The organism is Streptomonospora nanhaiensis, from assembly GCF_013410565.1.
GTDB classification, from domain to species: domain Bacteria; phylum Actinomycetota; class Actinomycetes; order Streptosporangiales; family Streptosporangiaceae; genus Streptomonospora; species Streptomonospora nanhaiensis.
The window spans coordinates 825,513-850,408 of record NZ_JACCFO010000001.1 but is presented as its reverse complement, the minus strand read 5'-3'; the positions used below and the strand labels follow the sequence as shown (position 1 = coordinate 850,408).

Below are 24,896 nucleotides of genomic sequence, written 5' to 3'. Positions count from 1 at the left end.
GTACTCCAGACGATCGTAGGCACACGGGTGCCGGTCCCGGACGTCCGAAAACGTCCGGGAACCGGTTTACTACATGTCAGGAACCGCCGCGTCGGCGACCCCGCCCGGCCGCGGCGCGGCGCTCCTCCATGGCGGCGGCCTGGCCGATGTAGCGCCGCATCAGATCGGCGGCGGCGGTGTTGTGGCGCTGGATCCGGTGGTACCAGTGCGGAGCCAGGCGCTCGTGCAGCCACAGGAACCCGATCGCGAAGCCTATGCTGAGCAGCGCCTGGAACGCCAGGAACGACAGCAGCGGATCCCGGAGCACGTCGTCGTGCCCCAGCACCCCGGCCACCGCGACCTCGTCGATCAGCCTGGCCAGCGGGAACCCCACCAGCCAGTACAGCGCCACCGGGCCGACCGCGCCGACCCCGAACCGCCCGGTCGCGAGCAGGACGCAGTATCCGGCTCCGAGCAGGGCGAGCGGGATGCCCAGTCCGGTGGCGATGGTCGCGATCTGCACGCCGGGCAGCCCGGCCAGCGCCGCCACCCCGGCCGCGAACACACCGGCGACCAGGCCGATCGCCGCACCCGGAACGGCGATCTCAGCGTACTGGGCGGGAGCCGGGACACGTCCGGCCGAGGGGGCGTGCGCGCTCATCAGCTCACCACCACACCGTAGGCGAACAGCGAGTAGAACAGCATGCCGAGGTAGAACACCGCGGCGCAGGCGATGAGGACGTTGGGGAGGATCCCGGGCCGGATCGGCTTGGGGAGGGTGAGGTTGTTGACCAGCAGGAGTGTCACGCAGTAGGCGCCCATCGCGAAGGTGGACAGGAACGCCAGTGTGTCCAGGATCGCGGCCGGGCCGTCGGCGGGGCCGAACAGCAGGATGACGATCCCGAACGCGATCAGGCCCCACAGGAAGAACCCGTAGAGCTTGGACATGCTGAACCGGCGCGCGCCGGGGACGAAGAAGTAGGTCATGTCGGCCTGGCCGCGCGAGAAGGAGTCGAACAGCCCGAGCGTGGCGTTGAGGCCGATCAGGGAGATGAACAGGAAGAAGATCGTGCCGAAGACGGGGCTGCCGGCGGCGGTGAAGGACGCGGCCATGGCGTCGAGGGCGGCGTCGCGCTCGCCGTCGCGGATGACCGTGGCGACCTGGGGGTCGAACCGGGCCGACGCCTGCGCCAGCACGGTGAACGACACGGTGACCAGCATGGTGATGCCCCAGAAGAGCACGAAGGCGTCGAAGGTGACCCAGCGCCGCCAGCCCTTCCACTTGCTCATCTCCGCGGGGTCGGAGGTGTCGAACATGAACCCGCGCGAGGGCATGGTCTCCTGCTCCTCGGCGTGGCGCAGCCCGCGGATGCGGGGGATGTGGCTGCCCATGCCCGCGCCCTTGTCGCGCAGGTGCAGGGTGTACCACATCTGCTGCATGCCCGAGGGGCCGGCGAAGGCGATCGAACCGACGATGACGGGGAACCACGCCGGCGACAGGGCCTCGTCGGGCAGGTAGCCGAAGGCGAACATGCCGGTGAGGGTGGTGGAGAGGTCCGAGAGGCTGCCGACCATCGCAGCCACGACCGAGGTGCCCACCACCAGCAGGCCGATGCAGATGGAGAGGACGTTCTCCAGCAGGTTGTAGACCACCTTGGCCAGGGTGAACACGACGCCCACCAGCAGCATGCCGGTGACCGCCGTGGCCTGCCAGGGTATTCCGGTCACCCGCTCGAACGCCGACGCGCCGGCCGAGAGGTGGCCGGGCCAGATGTAGACCAGGATCGCGGTGACGAAGAAGAACCACATCAGCGGTTTGAACACGCGCGCGGCACCGAAGAAGATGCTCTCGCCGGTGGCCATGGCGTACCGCGACATCTCCAGCATCACCACCGCCTGCAGGGTGACGCCGATGAGGAACAGCCAGCGGATCTCGGGTCCGAAGATCAGGACCAGCCGCGGCCACATGTAGGACTCGCCCATGCCCACGCCCAGCGCCACGAGGAACACGGTGGGGCCGAGCAGGTGGATGGAGGGCGGTGCCTTGGGAAGGGGGCGGATCGGCATCGGCTCCAGCCGACCCGCCTTCCAGAAGCGCTCCTGTTCAGGGGCGGGGGTCTCGCCGGCGCCGCCGGGGCCACCGCCGGCGGCGGCCCCGGACTCGGCCGGGACGGGTCCGCGCTGGGCGGGCACCCGCGCCGGTGGGGTTTCGGTGCCGGTGAGGTCATCACGGCCCAGCGGCCGGTCGGAGTTGATGTCTGAGGAGTCCATGCGTGAGACTCTCCCTCGCTGGATCGCGGATGCGGGCTGGTTGCCCCCTCATGCGCCCCCTGTCCTTGCGTTGCCTCCCTCGCGGCTCGTGCGTGGCGGATCGTGCGGTGATCCGCGGCGGCGGCGCTGGCGTACGCCGCCGCCGCGGGCGGCCCGGCGGTCTCGGGTGGCGGCTCGGCGGCCACCGGGCGTGTGTGCTGCGGCTGGTGCGTGCTGTGTGGCGGGGGTTACACGCGCGGGATCAGAGTAGTCCCGCCGCGCGGGCCCAGCGATACTTCGCGCCCAGCACCTGCACCGGCTTCTCGGTGGTGTAGGGGTAGGCCACCACACCGTGGCGGAACAGGTGGGCGCTGGCGGCCTCGACCTCGGTGTCGCCCGAGAGCGAGGCCACGATCGGCTTGTCGATCCCGGCGGCCCGCGCCTGGGTCACCACGTCGGCGACCAGTTCGGCGAAGACCATGGGCGGGGTGACGATCGTGTGCCAGTAGCCCAGGATGAGGGCGTGCACCCGGGGGTCCTCCAGGCCCAGGCGGATGGTCTTCTCGTAGGTGGCGGGCGGCTCGCCGCCGGTGATGTCCACCGGGTTGCCGGCGGCCCCGAAGGGCGGGATGAACGCGCGGAAGGCCTCGTCCAGGTCGGGCGGGATCTCCATGAGCGTCATGCCGTTGTCGACCACGGCGTCCGACAGCAGCACGCCCGACCCGCCCGCGCCGGTGATGATGACGACGTTCTCGCCGGTGGGCGCCGGCATGATCGGCAGCGCCCGGCCGAACTCCAGCAGTTCGTTGAGCCCCGGCGCGCGGACCACGCCGGCCTGGCGCAGGATGTCGTCGTAGACCTTGTCGTCGCCGGCCAGCGCGCCGGTGTGGGAGCCGGCGGCGCGCGCCCCGGCCGAGGTGCGCCCGGCCTTGAGCACCACCACGGGCTTGCGGGGCACGACCTCGCGGGCGGCCTCGACGAAGGCGCGGCCGTCCTTGAGGTCCTCCAGGTGCATGGCGATGGCGTTGGTGTTGTCGTCCTGGCCGAAGAAGGTGAGCAGGTCGTCCTCGTCGATGTCGGCCTTGTTGCCCACGCCCACGATCGCCGACACACCCGTGCTGGTGCTGCGGCTGTAGCCCAGGATGGCCATGCCGATCCCGCCGGACTGCGAGGTCAGGGCGGTGCCGCCGCGCACGTCGTAGGGGGTGCAGAAGGTCGCCGACAGGCTCTGGGGCGTGTAGTAGTAGCCGTAGATGTTGGGGCCCAGCAGCCGCACGCCGTGGCGGCGGGCCACGGCCAGCACCTCGTCCTGCAGTTCCTGCTCGCCGGTCTCGGCGAAGCCCGAGGGGATGAGGACCGCCCCGGCCACGCCCTTGCGGCCGGCCTCCTCCAGCGCCCCGGCGACGAACTTGGCGGGGATGGCGAACACGGCGACGTCGATGCCGTCGGGGGCGTCGGCGATGCTCTTGTAGGCCGTGCGCCCGTAGACCTCGTCGGCCTTGGGGTTGATGGGGTAGACGTGGCCGGCGTAGCCGCCGTCGACGATGTTGCGGATGACGGAGTTGCCGATCTTGCCGGCCTCGTTGGAGGCGCCGATGATCGCGATGGCGCGCGGCTTGAAGATGCGCTCCATCGCGCCCAGGATCTCCTCGCGGGTGAACCGGGCCGGCGCCTTGGGCGGCGTGAAGTCCAGCACGAACCGCAGGTCGGCCGCCACGGCGCCGGTGGCCGAGGCGAACACCGGGTTGAGGTCGGCCTCGGCGATCTCGGGGAAGTCGGTGACCAGGTCGGAGAGCCGGGTGAGGACGTCGGCCAGCCGCTCGCGGTCCACCGCCGCGCCGCCGCGGACCCCGTCCAGCACCTCGGCGGCCCTGGTGTCGCCCACCTGGGCCAGGGCGTCCTCGCGGGTGACCGGGGCCAGGCGGAAGGCGACGTCCTTGAGGACCTCGACCAGTACGCCGCCCAGGCCGAACACCACGACCTTGCCGAAGGTGGGGTCGGTGGTGGCGCCGATGATGACCTCGGTGCCGCCGCCGACCATCTGCTGGATCTGCACGCCCTGGATGGCGGCGTCGGGGTTGTAGGCGCGGGCGTTGCCGACGATGCGCTCGTAGGCGGCCTTGACCTCCTGGGGGGAGGACAGCCCCACCTCAACGCCGCCGGCCTCGGTCTTGTGCAGGATGTCGGGGGAGACGATCTTGGCGACGACCGGCAGCCCCAGCTCCACGGCCAGCGAGACCGCTTCGTCGGCGCTGGTGGCCAGCGCCTCGCCGGGGACCGGGATTCCGTAGGCCTCGGCGAGGACCTTGCCCTCGGGCGCGGTCAGCGCGCCGCGGTTCTCGGCGCGCGCCCGGTCCAGCACCGCCCGTACGGCGTCGCGGTCGTAGCCGGAGGAGGGTTCCGTGGCCATGTGTTCAGATCACTCCGTTCGCTTTGAGTGCCGCCAGTTCGTCGGCGGAGAGTCCCAGTTCGCCCTGGTAGACCTCGGTGTTGTGCTCGCCCAGCAGCGGTGAGCGGTCGATGTCGGCGGGGGAGTCCGACATGCGGATCGGCAGGCCCACGGTCTTGTACGCGCCGCGCTGGGGGTGCTCCACGGTGGTGACGATCCCGTTGCCGTTGAGCGTGGGGTCCTCGATGATCTCCCGGGTCGACAGGATCGGGCCGCAGGGGATGTTGTGCTCGTTGAGCGCGGCCAGCACGTCCCATTTGGGCAGGGTGGCCGACCACTCCTCGATGAGGGCGAACATCTTGTCGAGCTTGTCCAGGCGGGCCTCGGGGGTGGCCCACTCGGGGTCGTCGGCCAGTTCGGGCCGGCCGATGATGCGGGCGATCGGCTCCCAGCCGGCGGGCTGGACGATGACGTAGACGTAGTCGTTGGGCCCACCGGGCGCGGTGCGCACGGCCCAGCCGGGCTGGCCGCCGCCCGAGGCGTTGCCCGAGCGGGGGACCTCGTCGCCGAAGCTCTCGTTGGGGTACTCGGCGAGCGGGCCGTGGGCCAGGCGCTGCTGGTCGCGCAGCTTGACCCGGCACAGGTTGAGCACGGCGTCCTGCATGGCGACCTCGACGCGCTGGCCGCGGCCGGTGCTGGTGCGCTGGTACAGGGCGGCAAGGATACCGGCTACTGTATGCATTCCCGTGCCCGAGTCGCCGATCTGGGCGCCCGTGGCCAGCGGGGGCCCGCTCTCGAACCCGGTGGTGCTCATGGAGCCGCCCATGGCCTGGGCGATCACCTCGTAGGCCTTGAAGTGGGCGTAGGCGCCGGGGCCGAACCCCTTGATCGAGGCGTAGATGAGCCGCGGGTTGGCCTCCTTGAGGACCTCCCAGGTGAACCCCATGCGGTCCAGCGCGCCCGGCGCGAAGTTCTCCACCAGCACGTCGCTGCGCTTGACCAGGTCGAGGAAGATGCGCTTGCCCTCGTCGGTCTTGGTGTTGAGGGTGATGCTGCGCTTGTTGCCGTTGAGCATCGTGAAGTAGAGGCTGTCCACGTCGGGCAGGTCGCGCAGTTGGCGCCGCGTGATGTCGCCGCTGGGGGCCTCCAGCTTGATGACGTCGGCGCCCAGCCAGGCCAGGATCTGGGTGGCCGAGGGCCCCGATTGCACGTGGGTCATGTCCAGGACGCGGACACCGTCGAGTGCCTTGGTCATTGGGTCCTCCCCGGGTGGCCTACTTGTACATGGTCTGGTTCATGGTCCCCGGGGCGTAGACCTCGGGGTCGATCCAGACGTTGATCAGCGAGGGCTTGCCGGACTCGCGGGCGCGGCGCAGCGCGGGGCCGATCTCGGCGGGGTCGTGGACCTCCTCGCCGTAGCCGCCCAGCATCCGGGCGAACTCCGAGTAGCGGACGTCGCCGAGGGTGTTGCCGATCTCGCCGCGGTCGGCGCCGTACTTGGCGATCTGGCCGTAGCGGATCTGGTTCATGGAGGAGTTGTTGCCGACGACCCCCACGAAGGGCAGGTTGAAGCGCACCAGCGTCTCGAAGTCCCAGCCGGTGAGGCTGAAGGCGCCGTCGCCGAAGAGCGCGACCACCTCCTTGTCGGGCCGGGCGTACTTGGCCGCCATCACGAACGGCACGCCCACGCCCAGGGTGCCCAGGGGGCCGGGGTCCAGCCAGTGGCCGGGGGACTTGGGCTGGACCACCTGGCCGGAGAACGTGACGACGTCGCCGCCGTCGCCGATGTAGATGGAGTCCTCGGTGAGGAAGTCGTTGATCTCGCTGACCAGTCGGTAGGGGTGGATGGGGGTGGAGTCGGAGGCCAGCAGCGGCGCGCGCTTGTCCAGCGCCTGGCGCTCGACCTGGCGCAGCTCCTCAAGCCACGCCTTGCGGCCCTGCGCGCCGTTGTCGCCGTAGGCCGAGGTCGCCTGCAGCACCGAGCTCAGCACCACGTCGGCGTCGCCGACGATCCCCAGGTCGATGTCGCGGTTGCGGCCCACCGTGGCGTAGCTGAGGTCGATCTGCACGACCTTGGCGTCGGGGGAGAGCCGCTTGCCGTAGCCCATGCGGAAGTCGAAGGGCGTGCCGACGATGACGATCAGGTCGGAGTTGTTGAAGGCGTGCCGGCGCGAGAGCTGGAAGTGGTGGGGGTCGCCGGGCGGCAGGGTGCCCCGGCCGGCGCCGTTCATGTAGGCCGGGACGTTGAGCGCGCGCACCAGCTCCACGGCGGAGTCGGTGGCCCGGGTGGTCCACACCTGGTTGCCGAGCAGGATGCTGGGGCGCTCGGAGCGCACCAGCAGCTCGGCCAGGCGCTCGACGGCGTCGGGGTCGCCGGCCTGGCGGGTGGAGGCGCGGTAGCCGCCGGGCCGGGGGATGCGGGCCGAGGACAGCGGGACCGAGGCGTCCAGGACGTCGCGCGGGATCTCCAGGAAGGAGGGGCCGGGGGCGCCGTTGAGCGCCTCGCGGAAGGCCATGGAGACCATGTCGGCGACGCGCTCGGTGTGGGGCACGGTGGCGGCGAACTTGGAGATGGGGTTGATCATGTCGACGTGCGGCAGGTCCTGCAGCGAGCCCATCTTGTGCTGGCTGAGCGCGCCCTGCCCGCCGATCACCAGCATCGGGCTCTCGGCGCGGAAGGCGTTGGCGATCCCGGTGACCGCGTCGGTGGTGCCGGGGCCGGCGGTGACCACCGCGCAGCCGGGCTTGCCGGTGACCCGCGCGTAGCCGTCGGCGGCGTGGGCGGCGACCTGCTCGTGGCGGACGTCGATGACGTCGATGCCCTCGTCGGCGCAGCCGTCGTAGATGTCGATGATGTGGCCGCCGCACAGCGTGAAGATCACGTCGACCCCCTCGGCCTTGAGGGCCTTGGCGACGAGGTGACCGCCCGAGATCGTGGTGTCGCCACCCTTGTCGTCAGTCATCTGAGCACCCATCTCCATTCATTGGATACTGCATACCGTATGGCTTCCATTGCTACACGAGCCCCTCTCCGGTGTCTAGAGAGGAATCGTGCGAATGGGTACGGGGCGCCGCAGCCGCCCGGCCGTCACCGCCGCCGCCAGCCCCGCCGCACCCGCGGCGAGCAGCGCCGCCGCCGCTCCGGCGCCGGGCAGCCAGACCAGCAGCGCGGCGGCGCCGCCCACGCCCAGCAGCCCGCCCACCGCCTTGGCGCTGTAGACCAGCCCGGAGATCTCGGCGCTGTCGCGGCTGCCGAAGTAGTCCAGCGCCAGCGTGCGCGTCAGCGGGTAGCAGCACCCCCCGCCCACCCCCGCCGGAACGGCCAGCGCGACCAGCGCCGGCACCGAGCCCAGCGCGGCCGCGGCCGGCAGCGCGAACTGCGCGGCGCCTCCGGCGGCCAGCGCGGCCACCAGGATGCGGCGCCGGCCCACGCGCTCGGCCCAGCGGCCCGCGGCCGCCCGGCCCAGCCCGCTGGCGGCCACCAGCGCGGCCAGCACCGCGGCGGCGCCCCCGGGCGGAAGGTCGGCGCGCGCCAGCAGCAGCGGCAGCACCGCCAGGTCGGCCAGGGCCATGGCGCCGGCCAGGGCGACCACGGCGTGCAGGCCCGGCAGCGCCCCGCTGCGCCAGGCCTGGGCGGGGGAGAGGTCGACGCAGGCCAGGGGTTCGCGGCGGCGGCGCAGCGCCCAGGCGCGGGGGTCGCTTCCGGGCGGCCACCAGCGCGGCGGCGGCGCGCTCAGCCGCCACCCGGCCCCGGCGACCACCAGCGCCAGCGCCGCCCCCACCCACGGTGCGGCGGCCAGGTGGGCGGGCTCGGCCAGTGCGATCCCGGCCACCAGCGGCACCGCTCCCAGCGCGAACCCCGCACCGGCGGGCACCGCGTGGGTGGCGGGGCGCTCGGGGTACCAGGCGGCGACCACGTGCACGGCGGAGTGGTAGACCAGGCCGGCGCCCAAACCGCCGAGCAGGCCGTAGCCCAGCGCGACGACGCCCAGGTGGCCGCTGAGCCCGCAGACCGCCAGGGCGGCCGCGCACAGCGGGGCGCCGGCGACCACCGCCCGGCCCGGGTCCAGGACGCCGCGCTCGCGCAGCCGGGCCAGCGGCAGCGCGGTGGCGCCCTGCACCAGGGTCCACAGCGCGAAGGGCAGCAGCGCGGCGGCCGGGCTCCAGCCGTGGGCGGCCACCAGCAGCGGCACGGCCGCCCCGTAGCCGAACTGGAGCACGCCCACCGCCGCCACGGCCACTACGGCGCGCGCGGCCAGGACGGACCGGTCGGCGCCGGCGAGTTCGCGGGCCGAGCGGCCCACCGCGTAGCGGCGGCCGGTCCAGTCGGCCAGTTCGCCGGGCGCGGCGGGGGCGTAGGGCGAGGCGAGATGGCCCGCAGGGGCGGAAGGCGGAGGGTTCACTGTGGTGCACCTCACATCGTGGCGAACGTATACAGTATGCGTTCTGCGGTCGGGCGTGTGAAGGGGGTCGCGGCGGCCGGTTCGCGCCCCCGGTGAGGGTCGCTGGTGGTATTGCATACTGCATACGATCTCGCGTATGACAGTCAGGAGGGTCCGTCAACCGCACGCGACGCCGAGGAGGCCCGGTGGACCTCTACGAGTACGAAGCCAAACAGCTGTTCGGTGAGCACGAGGTGCCGCTCGCCGAACGCCAACTCGCATCGACCCCCGAGCAGGCCGCCGCCAGCGCCGCGCGGCTGGGCGGCCGCGTGGTCGTCAAGGCGCAGGTGAAGACCGGCGGGCGCGGCAAGGCCGGCGGGGTGAAGGTGGCCGAGGGGCCCGAGGACGCCCGCGCCAAGGCCGAGCAGATCCTCGGCATGGACATCAAGGGCCACACCGTCCACCGGGTCCTGGTGGAGGAGGCCACCGACATCGCCGAGGAGTACTACTTCTCGTTCCTGCTGGACCGCGCCAACCGCTCCTTCCTCTCCATCTGCTCCGCCCAGGGCGGCATGGAGATCGAGGAGGTCGCCGCCACCCGGCCCGAGGCCGTGGTGCGCACGCCCGTCGACCCCCTCGCCGGCCTGGACCGCGCGGCCGCGCTGGCCATCTGCCGCGCGGCCGGCCTGCCCGAGGACCTCCACCCGCCCACCGCGGTGGTGCTGCAGCGGCTGTGGCGCGTGGCCGTGGAGGAGGACGCCACGCTGGTCGAGGTCAACCCGCTGGTGCGCACCACCGGCAACCGCCTCGTCGCCCTGGACGGCAAGGTCACCCTCGACGACAACGCCCTGGACCGCCATCCCGAGCGCTTCCCCTTCCACGACGACGGCCTGGCCGACTCCCGGGAGGCCCGGGCCAAGGAGAAGGGGCTCAACTACGTCAAGCTGGACGGTCAGGTCGGGATCATCGGCAACGGTGCGGGCCTGGTGATGTCGACGCTGGACGTGGTGGCCTATGCCGGTGAGGAGTTCGGCGGGGTCAAGCCGGCCAACTTCCTGGACATCGGCGGGGGCGCCTCGGCCGAGGTCATGGCCAACGGCCTGGAGATCATCCTGGGCGACCCCGATGTCAAGAGCGTGTTCGTCAACGTGTTCGGCGGGATCACCGCCTGCGACGCGGTGGCCAACGGCATCGTGCAGGCCCTGCGGCTGCTGGAGGGCCGGGGCGACGATGTGACCAAGCCGCTGGTGGTGCGCCTGGACGGCAACAACGCCGAGCTGGGCCGCCGGATCCTGACCGATGCCGCCCATCCGGCGGTGCGCCAGGTGGCGACCATGGACGGCGCTGCCGCCCGGGCCGCTGAACTGGCCGCGAAGTAACGAGGGCGCGAGGCGAGTAGAAGCATCATGGCTATCTTCCTGACCAAGGACAGCAAGGTGCTGGTGCAGGGCATGACGGGCTCTGAGGGCACCAAGCACACCCGCCGGATGCTGGCGGCGGGCACGCGGATCGTGGGCGGGGTCAACCCGCGCAAGGCCGGCCAGTCGGTGGACTTCGACGGCACCCAGGTGCCGGTGTTCGCGTCGGTGGCCGAGGGCATGGCGGCCACGGGGGCCGATGTGTCGGTGGTGTTCGTGCCGCCGCGCTTTGCCAAGGCCGCGGTGGTGGAGGCGATCGACGCGGGTATCGGGATGGCGGTGGTGATCACCGAGGGCATTCCGGTGCACGACACGGCGGCGTTTTGGGCGCACGCCTGCGCCAAGGGCAACCGGACGCGGATCATCGGGCCCAACTGCCCGGGTCTGATCACGCCGGGGGAGTCCAACGCGGGCATCATTCCGGCCGACATCACGCGGCCGGGGCGGATCGGGCTGGTGTCGAAGTCGGGGACGCTGACCTACCAGATGATGTATGAGCTGCGGGACATCGGTTTCTCCACGGCGGTGGGGATCGGTGGGGACCCGATCATCGGGACGACCCACATCGACGCGCTGGCGGCGTTCGAGGCCGACCCGGGTACGGACGCGATCGTGATGATCGGTGAGATCGGCGGGGACGCCGAGGAGCGGGCCGCGGAGTTCATCAGGGCCAACGTGTCCAAGCCGGTCGTCGGTTACGTGGCGGGGTTCACGGCTCCCGAGGGCAAGACGATGGGGCACGCGGGCGCGATCGTGTCGGGGTCGGCGGGTACGGCCGCGGCGAAGAAGGAGGCGTTGGAGGCCGCCGGCGTCAAGGTCGGCAAGACCCCCACCGAGGCGGCGGAGATCGTCCGGGGCCTGTGGCAGTAGCCGCCGGCCCGGCAACGGGACGACAGCGGGAAAAGACGCCGAAAGCGACAGGACGAGAAGTGTGGCGGAAGAACCCGCCCGCGGGCCTGGTCCGCACGCGTCATCCGCGGGACCTTTGGGCGAAGGCCGGCGGCCCCGCCGGGGCCGCCGGCCCTCCCGAAACCACGAGCAGGTCACACACACCAGGGGACCCTGAATGACGCTCATGCTCAAACCCGGGACCGAATGGACCACCCTCTACCGACGCTGCCGCGAGACCGCGCCCGAGGCGTTCGGCGCCGACCGCGTCAACAACCACTGGGGCGGGAGCTGGCGGGCCGACGGCGAGCCGCGCCTGGCGGTGTCGCCGGTCGACGGCACCGAGATCGCCGGCCCCCCGATGATCGACGCCGCCACCGCCGAGGCGGCGGTGCGCGCCGCCGTCGACCAGCACAACGCCTGGCGCGTCCAGCCGCTCGCCGAGCGCCGCGCCCGGGTGCGCGCCGCGCTCGACGCGTGGGGCGAGCACCGCGACCTGCTGGCGCTGGCCCTGGTGTGGGAGATCGGCAAGCCCTGGCGGCTGGCCCGCCAGGACGTCGACCGCGCCATCTCCGGCGTGGAGTGGTACCTCGACGAGATCGAGGAGATGCTCGACGGCCGCGCGCCGCTGGACGGCCCGGTCAGCAACATCGCCAGCTGGAATTACCCGATGAGCGTGCTCGCCCACGCCATGTGCGTGCAGGCGCTGGCGGGCAACGCCGCGATCGCCAAGACCCCCACCGACGGCGGTCTGGTCTGCCTGACCCTGGCCGTGGCGCTGGCCGCCCGCGAGGGGCTGCCGTTCACCCTGCTCAGCGGGGGCGGCCGGGAGCTGTCGCCGGTGCTGGTGCGCGCGCCCGAGATCGGCTGCGTCTCCTTCGTCGGCGGCCGCGACACCGGCGGCCAGGTCGCCACCGCGCTGGCCGACCTCGGCAAGCGGCACATCCTGGAGCAGGAGGGCCTGAACTGCTGGGGGGTGTGGGAGTACTCCGACTGGGAGACCTTCACCGGCCAGGTCCGCAAGACCTTCGACTACGCCAAGCAGCGCTGCACCGCCTACCCCCGCTTCATCGTGCAGCGCTCGCTCTTCGACCGGTTCCTCGGCGCCTACCTGCCGGCGGTCTCGGCGGTGCGGTTCGGCCACCCCCTGGCGGTGTCCGACGCCGCCGAGGAACTGCCCGAGCTGGACTTCGGCCCGCTCATCAACGCCGCCAAGGCCAAGGACCTCGCCGCCCAGGTGGCCGACGCGGTGGCCGGCGGCGCCGTGCCGCTGTACCGGGGCGCGGTGTCCGACGCCCGGCTGCTGCCGGGCCAGAACACCGACGCCTACGTGGCGCCGGTGGCGCTGCTGGAGCCGCCGCGCTCCTCGCCGCTGTTCCACGCCGAGCCGTTCGGGCCGGTCGACTCCATCGTGCTGGTGGACACCGAGGCCGAACTGCTGGCCGCCATGAACGCCAGCAACGGCGCGCTGGTGTCGTCCATCTCCACCGACGACCCCGACGTGGCGGCGCGGATCTCCGCCGGCGTGCGGGCGTTCAAGGTCGGCGTGAACAAGCCGCGTTCCCGCGGGGACCGCGCCGAGCTGTTCGGCGGCTGGGGCGACTCCTGGCGGGGCGCCTTCGTCGGCGGGCGGCTGCTGGTGCAGGCCGTCACGCGGGGGCCGGCGGGCGAGCGCCTCCCCGGCAACTTCCCCGACTACACGCTGCGCCCCGAGGAGCACGGCTAGCCGGCAAGGCGCGCCCGCCCGCCGCGCTGGGCGGCGGGCGGGCGCGGCGTCCACCGGTCCGTCCTCCGGCGGATCGCCCCGCGCCGCGGCCCCGTCGGGGAGTCCTGCCGCGGCCCGGTCGTCCAGGCGCCCTCAGCGCGGGCCGTCGGGATCGGTCGCGGGGGTCACCCCGCGCAGCGCGGCGAACGCGGCCGCGGCCGCCACGACCAGCACCGCCGCCCCGACCAGGGCCAGGGTGTCCAGTCCCGAGGTGAACGCCTGGCGCGCGCCCTTGCGTGCCGTCCCTTCATCTCCGTAGACCGTAAAGTGAAGCGCCGCTGACAATACCTTATGGCGTAATGAATTGTGACCGAGCGGCGTCCAGGCGGTCTGAACTGCGGGGAAGGGCGGCCGCGTGCGCCGATCCGCACCCGCCGCCGGACTGGTAGTTTTACGGGGGTCCGCGCGGCGCGCGGACACTTTAGGGCGTAATGCGACACACACCGAGGAGGCGCGGCCGTGAGCGTGTTCGCGGGCCAGGGCGACCCCCGGCGGTCGGTCGAGCTGCTGTGGCGCACCGCGGACCCCCCGGGGCGCCGGCGCGGCTCGCCCGGGCCCCGGCCCGGCCTGAGCCTCGACCTGATCGTGGACACCGCCATCGCCCTGGCCGACTCCGAGGGCCTGGCCGCGCTGTCCATGCGGGCGGTCGGCGAACGCCTCGGCCGCTCCGCCATGGCGCTCTACACCTACGTGCCCGGCAAGGCCGAACTCCTGGACCTGATGTACGACCGCGCCCTGGCCGAGCTCCCCGCCGGCTACGACACCGGCCGGGGCTGGCGGACGGCGCTGCGCGCGTGGGCGGCCGACACCCGCGACTTCCACGTCCGCCACCCCTGGAGCCTGCAGGTCTCCCCGGCGCGCCCGGTGCTGGGCCCCAACGAGCACGCCGCGATGGAGGCCCTCGTGCGGCTGCTGGAGACCTCCGGACTGCCCGCCCCCGTGCTGCGCCGCGTCGTGGGCACCCTGCTGCACTTCGTGCGGGGCGCCGCGCAGGCCATCGCCGACGCCCGCGCCGCCACGGCCGCCACCGGCACCGACGAGCGGGAGTGGTGGCTGGCCCGCATGGCGGCGATCGGCGAGGCCGCGCCCGACTTCGCCGAGCGCTTCCCCGCCCTGCTGCGGGTGTCCACCGCCGAGGAGGGCGCCGAGCCCGACGCGGGGGAGGCGGGCGCCGCCGCCCCGCCGGACGCCTCCTTCCTGGAGGCCGAGGCCCGGCGCACCTTCGACACCGGCCTGGGCATCCTGCTGGACGGCATCGCCGCCGCCGTCCCGCGCCCCTCCTGACGGGCCCGGCAGCCCCGCCGCGGAGCCCGCCCCGGCGCGGCGCGCCGCGCGGCGGCTGCGCGCCCGCACCGGCCGTGCCTGGGACAATGGCCCCCATGACGTCCTCGTTGCACCTGGTCCAAGAACCCGAGGCCGACGCGCTGCTGGCGGCGGACCCCCTGGCGCTGCTCCTGGGCATGCTGCTTGATCAACAAGTGGCGATGGAGGTCGCCTTCGCCGGTCCCAAGAAGATCGCCGACCGCATGGGCACCGACCGCCTCGACCCCGCCGCGATCGCCTCGGCCGACCCCGAGGAGTTCACCGCCCTGTGCGCCCGGCCGCCCGCCGTGCACCGGTTCCCCGGCTCCATGGCCGGCCGCATCCAGGCGGTCTGCGCCTACCTGGTGGAGAACTACGACGGCGACGCCCGCGCGCTGTGGACCCGCGGAGACCCCGACGGCCCCGAGGTCCTGCGCCGCCTCAAGGCCCTGCCCGGCTACGGCGACCAGAAGGCGCGCATCTTCCTGGCCCTGCTGGGCAAGCAGTTCGGCCTGGCGGCCCGGGGCTGGCGCGAGGCCGCCGGCCCCTACGGCGAGGAGGGCGCGCGCCGCTCCATCGCCGACGTGGTCGACGAGCAGACCCTCGCCGAGGTGCGCGCGTTCAAGAAGAGCCAGAAAGCCGCCAAGAAGGCCGGAAAGTCCTGAGTCGGGTGCGCGGGGCGGGCGCCGGTGCGCGCTGATGCCCGCGCAGGGCGCCGCCGCGCGCCCCCGCCCGGCCCGCCGGCCGGGCGGGGGCGCGGCGTGCGGCCGGGGGGGGACACCCGGATCCCCGGCCCGGGCGCCGCGCGGCGCCGCGGGAGTGCCGGCCCGTCGCGGAGGCCCGTGGGGGCCGCGCGGAGGATGTCGGGACCGGTCGGCGCAGGGGGCTGGTGCACGCCGACCGGTCTCGCGCCTACGGGCCGGTCGGCGGTATCACCCTGGGGCCGCCATCGGCGCCGTCGGCGCCGTCTCCAGAGTGACCCGTTGCCGGCCGGTGTAGACGTTCATGGAGGCGCCGCGGAGGAACCCGACCAGGGTCAGGCCCGAGTCCGCCGCCAGGTCCACGGCCAGCGACGACGGGGCCGACACCGCCGCCAGGACCGGGATACCGGCCATCAGCGCCTTCTGCGCGAGTTCGAACGAGGCGCGCCCCGAGACCATCAGCGCGGTGCCGCGCAGCGGCAGCCGCCCCTGGCGGGCCGCCCAGCCCACGAGCTTGTCCACGGCGTTGTGCCGCCCGACGTCCTCGCGCACGGCCAGCAGGTCGCCCTCGGGCGTGAACAGCCCGGCCGCGTGCAGTCCGCCGGTGCGGTCGAACACCCGCTGCGCCTCGCGCAGGCGGTCGGGCATGCGCGACAGCAGCGGCACCCCGAAGCGCGCGGTGTCCTCGGCGACCGTCCAGTGCGCCACGGTCGTGACCGCCTCCAGGCTGGCCTTGCCGCACAGCCCGCAGGAGGAGGTGGTGTAGAAGTTGCGCTCCAGCGACCCCTCGGGCACCGCTACGCCCGCAGCCAGCGAGACGTCCACGACGTTGTAGGTGTTGGAGCCGTCGTCGGTGGCGCCCGCGCAGTAGCGGATGGCCGCGATCTGGCCGGCCGAGGACACCACGCCCTCGCTCACCAGGAACCCGGCGGCCAGGTCGAAGTCGTGGCCCGGCGTGCGCATCGTGACGGTGAGCGGGCGGCCGTTGAGCCGGATCTCCATCGGCTCCTCGGCGACCAGGGTGTCGACGCGCTCGCTCCCCGCGCCGTCCCGGATCCGCCAGATCCTCTCGCGGACCGTTACGCGTCCCATGGGCTGCCCCTTCTCCGTGGCCGTGCTCGCGGGTCCGCCTCGCGCGGACCCTCGGAGGGATTCCCCCGCCGGGGGCGGTTCAGTCGTCCGCCCGGCGGGCCCTTTGCCGCCTCGGCCGCGGTGGTCGAGTGTGGCGGCGGCGGCCCGGGCGCGGCGCCCGGACCCCGCCCCTGCTCCTGCGGTCAGTCCTGCCGCCGGTGCTGCACGTGCTGGAAGCCGAACCTGCCCTTGATGCACAGGTTGCCGTGCGTCACCGGGTTGTCGTGCGGCGAGGTGACCTTGACGATCTCGTTGTCCTGGACGTGCAGGGTGACGTTGCAGCCCACCCCGCAGTAGGTGCACACCGTGGTGGTCCGGGTCTGCCGGTCCTCGTCCCAGGTGCCCTCGGCGCGCATCTCGTACTCGGTGCGGAAGGACAGCGCGCCCGTGGGGCACACCTCGATGCAGTTGCCGCAGTAGACGCAGGCGGAGTCGGGCAGGGCGAGGTCGTGCTCGGTGGAGACGCGGGCGTCGAAGCCGCGCCCGGCGATCCCGATCGCGAACGTGTTCTGCCACTGCTCGCCGCAGGCGTCCACGCACTTGTAGCACATGATGCACTTGCCGTAGTCGCGCACGTAGAGGTCGTTGTCGACCTTGGCGGGCTGCTCCACGGTGGCCGCCACCGCGCCGTCGCCGGGCTCGTGCTCGCCCGCGTGGCGGGCGTCGCGCTCGCCCAGCGGCGCGGGCTCGGCGCGCGGGCCGAACCGCTCGGGCCGGGCCTCGTAGCGGTCCATCCACTCGGGCACGTTGGGGGTGGTGGACAGGTCCACCGACGACCCCAGCAGCTCCAGCACCATCTTGCGGCTGTGGCGCACCCGCTCGGAGTCGGTCTTGACGGCCATGGACTCCTCGACCTTGCGCGAGCAGGCCGGCACCAGCGTGCGGGCGCCCTCGACCTCGACCACGCACACCCGGCAGGCGTTGCGGGGGGTCAGGGTGTCGCCGTAGCACAGCGTGGGGACCTCGGTGCCCAGCGCCTCGCACGCCTCCAGGATCGTGGCGCCCTCGGGGACCCGCACCTCGCGGCCGTCGACGGTGACGTCGACCAGCCGCCGCGGCGGGGACAGCGTTACCGGTGTGCTCACCGGGCCTCCTTCAGGGTTGGGTGGTCGTCCGGGCCGAACACGCCCAGCCGGTCGATCGCCGATTCCACCGCGTTCCACGCGGTCTGGCCCAGGCCGCAGATCGAGGCGTCGCGCATCGCCTGGCCGACCTCGCGCAGCAGGGCGAGGTCGGTGCGGCGGGTGCCGGTGCCCCGCGACAGCCGCAGCAGCGCCTCCTCCTGGCGGACGGTGCCCACGCGGCAGGGCACGCACTGCCCGCACGACTCGTCGCGGAAGAACGCGGCGATGCGCACCAGGATCGCGCCGAGGTCCACCGAGTCGTCGAGCACCAGCACCACGCCCGAGCCCAGCGTGGCCCCGGCCTCGCGCGCGCCCTCGAAGGTCAGCGGGATGTCGAGTTCGTCGCCGCGCACGAACCCCCCGGCCGCGCCGCCCAGCAGCACCGCGCGGGGGGCCGGGGCGTCCGCGCCCAGCCCGGCCAGCTCCAGCAGCTCGCGCAGCGTGGCGCCGAAGGGGACCTCGAAGACCCCGGGGCGCGGCACCGCGCCCGAGACGCAGAACAGCTTGGGCCCGGTGGAGCGCCCGGTGCCGATGGCGGCGTAGGCCGGGCCGCCCATCAGCATGATCGGCAGGACGTTGGCCAGCGTCTCGACGTTGTTGATCGCGGTGGGCCTGCCGAACAGGCCGCGCTCGACCGGGAAGGGCGGCTTGCTGCGCGGCTCGCCGCGCAGGCCCTCGATCGAGTTGAAGATCGCGGTCTCCTCGCCGCAGATGTAGGCGCCCGCACCCCGCCGGATCTCGATGTCGAAGTCGAACCCCGAGCCCAGGATGTCGCGGCCCAGCAGGTTGCGCCCGCGCGCCTTGGCGATGGCGTTCTCCAGCCGCGACAGCGCGCGCGGGTACTCGCCGCGGATGTAGAGGTAGCCCTGTGCCGCGCCGTTGGCGTAGCCGGCGATGGTCAGCGCCTCGATCACCGCGAAGGGGTCGCCCTCCATGAGGACGCGGTCCTTGAAGGTGCCCGGTTCGCTCTCGTCGGCGTTGCACACGACGTAGCGGGGGGTCTCGGGGCGGCGCGCCGTGCCCTCCCACTTGCGGCCGGTGGGGAACGCGGCACCGCCGCGCCCGACCAGGCCGGAGTCGGTGACCTCGCGGATGACCGCCGAGGGGCCCATGGCCAGCGCCGCGCGCAGGGCGGCGTAGCCGCCGTTGGCGCGGTAGTCGTCGAGGCTCTCGGGGTCGACCACGCCGATGCGGCGCAGCAGGACCAGGCCGGGGTCGCCGGCCTGCGGCACCGCCGCCGCGGGCGGCGGCTCGGGCGCGGGGCCGGGCAGGGTGTCGGGGGAGAAGGTGGTGGTGCGCCGCGGGCGGTGGCCGTTGGGCGATCCGGTGCCGGGGTGGGGCCCCGACCCGTTGGGTGAGGCGGGGGCCGCCTCGGCCGGCGCGGCGGGCGCGGACTCGGCGGCGGGGTGCGGCGCCCCGGTGCCCGGCGGGCTCCCCGCGCCGGTGACCAGGTCGCCGGGGCGAGCGGGGGCGGCAACGGCGTAGCGGGGCGGGTCGCCGGCCTCCAGGGACAGGGCGGCCGGGGCGCGCTCGCACATGCCCAGGCACGGGCTCTCGTGCCAGACGAGGTCGCCGTCGCCCGTGCCGGGCGGGCCGACCCGCTCGGTCATGGCCGCGCACAGGGAGTCGGACCCGCGCGCGGCGCAGGCGATGTCGGTGCACACGTGGACCACCCGGCGGGGCCGCTCCTTCAGCGCGAACATGGCGTAGAAGGAGGCGACGCCGTAGGCCTCGGCGGGCGGGACGGTCAGGCGGCGGCAGATGTAGTCGAGGGCGGCCGGGCTGATCCAGCCGACGCGGTCGTTGACGGCGTGCAGCGCGGGAAGGAGGAGGTCGCGCCGCCCCCGGGCGGCGTGCCCGCCCTCGGCGAAGCGCAGGTCGGACGCCTGGCGCAGGCCGCCGTCCCACCCCGACTCGGGGGGCCCGAGGACGGAGTCGACGGCCTCCCGTTCGGTGTCGTCCGGAACAGCATCCAGGAAGTGCAGGTCCACGTCCCCGGTCACCTCGAATCATGTGTAAGCCAGGTCACAGACGTTGTATACGGGCTACAGTATGCTTCATTCCCTTGGCGGGCAACCCCTCGCGCGGGGGCGGTTGGGGCGCCGCCGCCGGGGCCGGGCACCCGCTGTGACGACGCGGTTTCCCCTCAGCGCGATCCTCGGGGACCCGCCGCGCGCCGCCCGTGATTTCGGCCTCATCCGCCCCGCCCGCCCCGCGCGGTCCGAACCGGGACCCCGCGCCGCGCCTTTGGTGCGGCCCGCCGGGCCGCGGCCGGCCCGCGGCGGCAGCGGGCGCGCACACCGACGCCCGCGCGCGGGCGCGGAGACAGCTGCGCTGGCGGGGTGCGGCACTCACGGGCTTCCCAGGGCGGTCATGCGGGCGCGCCGGCCAGGGGGCGGGGCGCGGGTGCCGGGCCGCGCCGGTCGGCGCGGCGGCACCGCTCCGTCTCTCTCGGACGGCGGTGGTACGGCAAGGACATTCCCCGGCGGCGGCGCCCGCAAGCGGCCCCGGCCGTTTGGGGGCGCCGCCGCGGCGCGGCCGCCGTCTTGCCCGCCGCCCGGGCGGATGCCTGCGCCCCCGGCCCGGTGGGGGACCGGGCGGCCCGGGGTGCGGGCGTCCGGCCTGCCCCGGGGGCGTTGCGGACGCCTTCCGGGCCCCCGGCCGGGGGTGTGCGCGGCGGGCCGCCCGGGCGCCGTTCGGGCGGCCCGCCGCTCCCCGGTGCGGGCGGCGGGGGACCGGGACGCCTGGCGTCGCGGCCGTCGCCGCCCGCACCCGCGACCGCGCCCTCGGGTGCCGGGTGGCGAACAGCGCACCCGAAGGCGCGGCCGGGACCGCGGGGGTCCCGGCCGCCGGTCGCGGCGGGATCGGGGGGTCTGCGGGTCTGCCGGGGTGCGCGCGCGGCGGGTGCGCGGCGGACCGCCGGGAGGAGGAACGGGGGAGGGGAGCGGGGGCGGCGGGACGGGATCCGGCGCATGCCGGGGGGCCGTGCGCGGCGCGGACCGTTCCCCGCGGTGCCGCGGCGCGGCCCCCCGCGAACCGCGCCGGGCGGGGCACGCGCCCAGCGCCGCCACCCGGCGCGCGGTCCCGCGCCGCCTGCCCGCGGCGCGGGACCGCGCCGTCCGCCGCCAATCCGGCCCGGCGGCGGACTCCCGGCCGGTCAGGGGGCGGCGTGCACCGCCACCGGTGCCGCGCCGGCGGCGGACCGCTCCGCGTCGCCCACCTTCTCGATGCGCACGGCGGCGGCCTTGTACTCGGCCGTCCCGGCGATCGGGTCGGTGGCGTCGATGGTCAGCAGCTGGGTGTCGACCTGGTCGGGGAAGTGGAAGGTCATGAAGACCAGCCCCTCCCGCATCGCCGGGGTGATCGCCACCGGCACCAGTACCGAGCCGCGCCGCGAGGACACCCGCACGACCTCGCCCTCGGCCAGGCCCAGGCGCCCGGCGTCCTCGGGGGAGATGTCCAGGGTCTCGCCCCTGCGCAGCGGGGAGGAGAAGCCGCTGGTCTGCACGCCGGTGTTGTAGTCGTCCAGCCGGCGGCCCGTGGTGAGGCGGAACGGGTAGTCGTCGTCGAGCAGGTCCACCGGCGGCGAGTGCCCCACGATCCCGAACGGGGCCGGCCGGCCGCGCTCCTCGGGGTCCTCCGACCACAGGCGGGCGTGCAGGTAGCTCGGCTCCAGGGTGTCCTCGGAGTAGCACGGCCACTGGATGCCGTGCAGCTCCTCCAGCCGCCGGTAGCTCATGCCGCGGTGGATGGGCGAGAGCGAGCGCAGTTCGTCCCACACCTCCTCGGCGCTGGGCCGGCGCCAGGGGTGGCCCAGCCGCTCGGCCAGGTCGCACAGGATCTCGATGTCGTCGCGCGCCCCGGGCGGCGGGTCCAGCGCCTTGCGGACCAGCTGCACGCGCCGCTCGCTGTTGGTGAAGGTGCCGTCGGACTCGCACCACGACGCGCTGGCGGGCAGCACCACGTCGGCCAGTTCGGCGGTGCGGGTGAGGAAGATGTCCTGGACCACCAGGTGGTCCAGCCGCTTCAGCCGGCGGGTGGTGGTGTGGGTCTCGGGCTCCGACTGCACCGGGTTCTCGCCGATGACGTAGAGGGCCTTCAGCTCGCCCTCGTCCATCGCCTCGAACATCTGGGTGAGGGTCTTGCCCTTGTGCGGCTGGATGGTGGTGTCCCAGGCGGCCTCGAAGCGCGCCCGCACCTGGGGGTCGAGGATGTCCTGGAACCCGGCCAGCCGGTCGGGGATGGCGCCCATGTCGCCGCCGCCCTGCACGTTGTTCTGCCCGCGCAGCGGCTGCAGGCCGGAGCCGTGGCGGCCCACGTGCCCGGTGAGCAGCGACAGGTTGATCAGCGCCTTGACGTTGTCGGTGGCGTTGTGGTGCTCGGTGATGCCCAGGGTCCAGCACAGCTGGGCGCGCTCGGCGGTGGCGTAGGCGTGCGCCAGTTCGCGGATGGCCTCGGCGGGCACCCCGGTCTCGGCCTCGGCGGCGGCCAGGGTCCAGGGCTCCACCAGCTCGCGGTACTCCTCGAAGCCGGTGGTGCCGCGGCGGATGAAGGTGTCGTTGGCCAGGCCGGCGTGGATGATCTCGCGCCCGATGGCGTGCGCCAGCGGGATGTCGGTGCCCACGTTCAGGCCCAGCCAGCGGTCGGCCCACTGCGCCGAGGAGGTGCGGCGGGGGTCCACCACGAACAGCCGGGCGCCGCGGTGCACGCCCTTGAGCACGTGCTGGAAGAAGATCGGGTGGGCGAAGCGGGGGTTGCCGCCCCACACCACGATCAGGTCGGTGTCCTCGACCTCGGCGTAGGAGGAGGTGCCCCCGCCCGAGCCGAAGGCCGCCGCCAGCCCGGCCACGCTGGGGGCGTGGCAGGTGCGGTTGCAGGAGTCGACGTTGTTGGTGCCCATGACGACGCGGGTGAACTTCTGGGCCATGAAGTTCATCTCGTTGGTGGCCCGGGCGCAGGAGAGCATCCCGAACGCGTTGGGGCCGTGGGTGTCGACGGCGGCGGAGAAGCCTGCGGCGGCGCGGTCGAGCGCCTCGTCCCACGAGGCGGGGCGGAGTTCGCCGTTCTCCCGCACCAGGGGCCGGGTGAGCCGTTCGTAGCTGCCGGGCGGATAGTCCTTCGATCGCATGGTGTCGGCCTCGCTTTGGGTCTCAGGGCCACTGCGGTTCGTCAGCCGCGCGGGGAAACGCTGGGAGAGCGCCGCACTACGCGGTGCTGCTGATTCTGCACTACCCGAAGTCGGTCAATATTGTCTACAGTATGCGCCGTCGCGGCGGCGGGCAAGGGGCGCGGGCGGCGGGCGCCGGGGGGCGAGCGGCGGGGCGGTGTGGGGGCGGTGGCGGGGCGGGGCCGCTCAGGCGGCGGCGGGCGCCCTGCGGGCGGCCTCGATGCCGGCGGCCACGCTGCCGTCCATCAGCCGGGCGTTGAGCAGCCGGGCGATCGCGTCGACGGTGCGCAGGGTGGGCACCTCGGCGCCCGTCAGGTCGGCCAGTTCGATCACCGCGGTGAGCAGGACGTCCAGCTCCATGGGGCGGCCGCGCTCCACGTCGTGCAGGGTGGAGGTGCGGTGGTCCCCCGCGCGCTCGGCGCCGGCCAGCCGGCGCTCGACCGAGACGTCGGTACGCACCCCCAGCCGCCCGGCCACCTCCAGCGTCTCGCGCATCATCGTCAGCGCCAGTTCGCGGGTGGAGCGGTCCCGGCAGATCTGCGCCATGGTCGAGCGGGTGAGCGCGCTGAGGGGGTTGAAGGTGATGTTGCCCATCAGCTTGACCCAGATGTCCTCGCGCAGGTCGGGCTCCACCGGGCACTTGAGGCCGCCCGCCCGCATCGCCTCGGCGAAGTCCCGGCAGCGCGCGGAGTCCGACCCGTCGGGCTCGCCGATGGAGAACCGGGTGCCCTCCAGGTGCCGGATGACCCCGGGCGCGGCGATCTCGGTGGCGGCGTAGACCACGCACCCGATGGCGCGTTCGACCGGGATGGCCCGGCTGACGGCGCCGCCGGGGTCCACGGTCTCGACCCGCCGCCCGGCGAAGGGCCCCTCGACCCCGTGGAAGTACCACCAGGGGATCCCGTTCTGCGCGGCGACCACGGCGGTGCCCGGTCCCATGAGCGGGCGCAGCATCGGGCCGCAGGAGGCGTAGTGCTGGGCCTTGAGCCCGAGGAAGACGATGTCGACCGGGCCGACCTCGCGGGGGTCGGCCGTGGCGTTGGGCCGGGCGGTGAAGTCCCCGCGGGGGCTGAGGACGCGCACGCCCTCGGCGCGCAGGGCGTCCAGGTGGGCGCCGCGGGCGATGAGGTGGACCTCGGCCCCGCCGCGGTGCAGGGCCGCTCCGGCGTAGGCGCCGATCGCGCCCGCGCCGAGGATGGCGATTCTCATACTGGGCTCCGTTCGCTGGGCGGAACGATTTTGTATACAGTATGCTGAGTGACCGCGGTGTTCGAGGGGGCGGTGGCGGAAAAGGAACGTGCGAATGCGGAGGAACGGCAACATCCCGAGTTCTTCTCGGTGCCGGACGCGCCCTCCGCCGTGCGCCCTTCCGCCGCCGCGCGGGCCGGACACCGCGGCCGGGCCGGACGGCCCCGCCCTGCGGCGGGGACCGGCCGCGGGTGCCCCGGCGCCGGCGGCCCGTCCGGCGCACCGCCGGTGCGCCCGGTGCGATCGCGGGTCGGTGAGCCGCCCGCGGGCTCGCGATCGCCCTCGGGCCGGCCCGGCGGTGCGGGGTGATATCCGAGCGGTTCGAGCGGTTCCCGTGTAGAGGTGTTCGGGATTTCGTAGACTGTCTACACCATCCACCGATTCGTGCGACGGGCAGGAGCGGCGCCATGACCACACAGCCGTTGAAGGCCGCGCTGGGCGGGCGGGTGCAGCGGCCTGTCCCGCTGCGCGAGGCCGTCTACGAGACCATCCTCAACCTGATCATCACCCGGGAGTTCCCCCCGGGCCGCCACCTCGTCGAAAGCGAGCTGGCCGAGCAGCTCGGCGTGTCCCGCCAGCCCGTGCGCGAGGCCCTGCAGCGGCTCAGCAACGAGGGCTGGGTCGACCTCCGCCCCGGCTACGGCGCCTTCGTGCACACCCCCACCGAGAGCGAGGCCGACCAGCTCCTGGCCGTGCGCTCGGTGCTGGAGACCGAGTCCGCGCGCCTGGCCGCCCGCCAGCCCCACCACGAGCGCACCGGCCACCTGCGCGACCTGTGGCGGGCGGGCGTGGCGGCCGTCGAGGCCGGCGACGTCGACCGCGTCGTCACCGCCAACGCCGACTTCCACCGCGGCGTCATCGAGGCCTCGGGCAACCGCGTGCTGGCCGAGCTGGCCGCCCAGGTCGACCGCCGCGTCCGCTGGTACTACGCCCCCATCGCCCGCTCGCGCGGCATGGCCTCCTGGCACGAGCACGCCGGGATCATCGACGCCATCGCCGAGGGCGACGAAGCCGAGGCCGCCCGCCTGATGAGCGAGCACACCGAGCGCACCCGGCTCACCTACCACGCCCAGATCGACCGCCCCGCCTGAGCGGGCGGGGCCGCGCGCGCCGCGCGGGGCGGGCCCGCCCCGCGCCGGACGCGCCTGGAGG

18 protein-coding genes are annotated in these 24,896 nt (G+C 74.1%); 6 read left to right on the top strand and 12 right to left on the bottom strand.

From position 1 onward, the window contains the following. Positions 1 to 76 precede the first annotated feature (76 nt). From HNR12_RS03655 to HNR12_RS03630, 6 genes are all read right to left on the bottom strand, one after another. Positions 77 to 640 (bottom strand): hypothetical protein, encoded by a 564-nt coding sequence (locus tag HNR12_RS03655; RefSeq protein ID WP_179766115.1) that lies wholly within the window; start codon positions 638 to 640, stop codon positions 77 to 79. Beyond that, on the bottom strand, positions 640 to 2,250 hold the full coding sequence (locus tag HNR12_RS03650) for an Nramp family divalent metal transporter (RefSeq protein ID WP_179766114.1): 1,611 nt from the start codon (positions 2,248 to 2,250) through the stop codon (positions 640 to 642). The genes HNR12_RS03655 and HNR12_RS03650 overlap by 1 nt, the downstream gene beginning before the upstream one ends. Before the next feature lie 241 nt (positions 2,251 to 2,491). After that, positions 2,492 to 4,639, bottom strand: a complete 2,148-nt coding sequence (locus tag HNR12_RS03645; RefSeq protein ID WP_179766113.1) for an acetate--CoA ligase family protein — start codon at positions 4,637 to 4,639, stop codon at positions 2,492 to 2,494. Positions 4,640 to 4,643: 4 nt separating this feature from the next. Next, entirely contained in the window at positions 4,644 to 5,873 is a 1,230-nt protein-coding gene (gene frc / locus HNR12_RS03640; RefSeq protein WP_179766112.1) for a formyl-CoA transferase, read from the bottom strand. 19 nt (positions 5,874 to 5,892) lie between these two features. Further along, positions 5,893 to 7,581 (bottom strand): thiamine pyrophosphate-binding protein, encoded by a 1,689-nt coding sequence (locus tag HNR12_RS03635; protein ID WP_179766111.1) that lies wholly within the window; start codon positions 7,579 to 7,581, stop codon positions 5,893 to 5,895. Between the two features lie 75 nt (positions 7,582 to 7,656). Continuing rightward, positions 7,657 to 9,021, bottom strand: coding sequence for an MFS transporter (locus HNR12_RS03630; RefSeq protein WP_308118900.1), 1,365 nt, complete (start codon positions 9,019 to 9,021; stop codon positions 7,657 to 7,659). A gap of 185 nt (positions 9,022 to 9,206) precedes the next feature. Between HNR12_RS03630 and sucC the strand changes: the two genes are divergently transcribed. The 3 genes from sucC to HNR12_RS03615 all read left to right on the top strand — a co-directional run bounded on the left by sucC (position 9,207) and on the right by HNR12_RS03615 (position 13,032). Beyond that, a complete protein-coding gene (sucC, locus tag HNR12_RS03625) occupies positions 9,207 to 10,379 on the top strand; it encodes an ADP-forming succinate--CoA ligase subunit beta (RefSeq protein ID WP_179766109.1) in 1,173 nt (390 codons plus the stop codon). Positions 10,380 to 10,406: 27 nt separating this feature from the next. Next, positions 10,407 to 11,288: a succinate--CoA ligase subunit alpha gene (gene sucD / locus HNR12_RS03620; protein ID WP_179766108.1), complete on the top strand. Its 882-nt coding sequence runs from the start codon at positions 10,407 to 10,409 to the stop codon at positions 11,286 to 11,288. 196 nt (positions 11,289 to 11,484) lie between these two features. Beyond that, a complete protein-coding gene (locus HNR12_RS03615) occupies positions 11,485 to 13,032 on the top strand; it encodes an aldehyde dehydrogenase family protein (protein ID WP_179766107.1) in 1,548 nt (515 codons plus the stop codon). Positions 13,033 to 13,164: 132 nt separating this feature from the next. On the opposite strand, the gene HNR12_RS03610 is transcribed toward HNR12_RS03615, so the two are convergent. After that, the gene (locus tag HNR12_RS03610) at positions 13,165 to 13,356 is read right to left on the bottom strand and encodes a hypothetical protein (RefSeq protein WP_179766106.1); all 192 of its coding nucleotides are present in this window, start codon (positions 13,354 to 13,356) and stop codon (positions 13,165 to 13,167) included. 174 nt (positions 13,357 to 13,530) lie between these two features. Between HNR12_RS03610 and HNR12_RS03605 the strand changes: the two genes are divergently transcribed. Beyond that, on the top strand, positions 13,531 to 14,355 hold the full coding sequence (locus HNR12_RS03605; protein WP_179766105.1) for a TetR/AcrR family transcriptional regulator: 825 nt from the start codon (positions 13,531 to 13,533) through the stop codon (positions 14,353 to 14,355). A gap of 95 nt (positions 14,356 to 14,450) precedes the next feature. Next, on the top strand, positions 14,451 to 15,038 hold the full coding sequence (locus HNR12_RS03600) for an HhH-GPD-type base excision DNA repair protein (protein ID WP_179766104.1): 588 nt from the start codon (positions 14,451 to 14,453) through the stop codon (positions 15,036 to 15,038). A gap of 267 nt (positions 15,039 to 15,305) precedes the next feature. On the opposite strand, the gene fdhD is transcribed toward HNR12_RS03600, so the two are convergent. The 5 genes from fdhD to HNR12_RS03575 form a co-directional block, all read right to left on the bottom strand. Further along, positions 15,306 to 16,166: a formate dehydrogenase accessory sulfurtransferase FdhD gene (gene fdhD / locus HNR12_RS03595; RefSeq protein WP_179766103.1), complete on the bottom strand. Its 861-nt coding sequence runs from the start codon at positions 16,164 to 16,166 to the stop codon at positions 15,306 to 15,308. Between the two features lie 182 nt (positions 16,167 to 16,348). After that, a complete protein-coding gene (locus HNR12_RS03590) occupies positions 16,349 to 17,290 on the bottom strand; it encodes a 2Fe-2S iron-sulfur cluster-binding protein (RefSeq protein ID WP_179766102.1) in 942 nt (313 codons plus the stop codon). Next, the gene (locus tag HNR12_RS03585; RefSeq protein WP_179770378.1) at positions 17,287 to 19,320 is read right to left on the bottom strand and encodes an NAD(P)H-dependent oxidoreductase subunit E; all 2,034 of its coding nucleotides are present in this window, start codon (positions 19,318 to 19,320) and stop codon (positions 17,287 to 17,289) included. Before HNR12_RS03585 ends, HNR12_RS03590 begins: the two co-directional genes overlap by 4 nt. A gap of 1,166 nt (positions 19,321 to 20,486) precedes the next feature. Next, entirely contained in the window at positions 20,487 to 22,457 is a 1,971-nt protein-coding gene (locus tag HNR12_RS03580) for a molybdopterin oxidoreductase family protein (protein ID WP_179766101.1), read from the bottom strand. Positions 22,458 to 22,682: 225 nt separating this feature from the next. Then, positions 22,683 to 23,705 carry a 2-dehydropantoate 2-reductase gene (locus HNR12_RS03575; RefSeq protein WP_179766100.1) on the bottom strand — a complete coding sequence of 341 codons (1,023 nt, stop codon included), beginning with the start codon at positions 23,703 to 23,705 and terminating at the stop codon, positions 22,683 to 22,685. Between the two features lie 446 nt (positions 23,706 to 24,151). Here HNR12_RS03575 and HNR12_RS03570 point away from each other — a divergent pair, with 446 nt between their 5' ends. After that, positions 24,152 to 24,835, top strand: a complete 684-nt coding sequence (locus tag HNR12_RS03570) for a GntR family transcriptional regulator (protein WP_179766099.1) — start codon at positions 24,152 to 24,154, stop codon at positions 24,833 to 24,835. Positions 24,836 to 24,896: the final 61 nt, after the last annotated feature.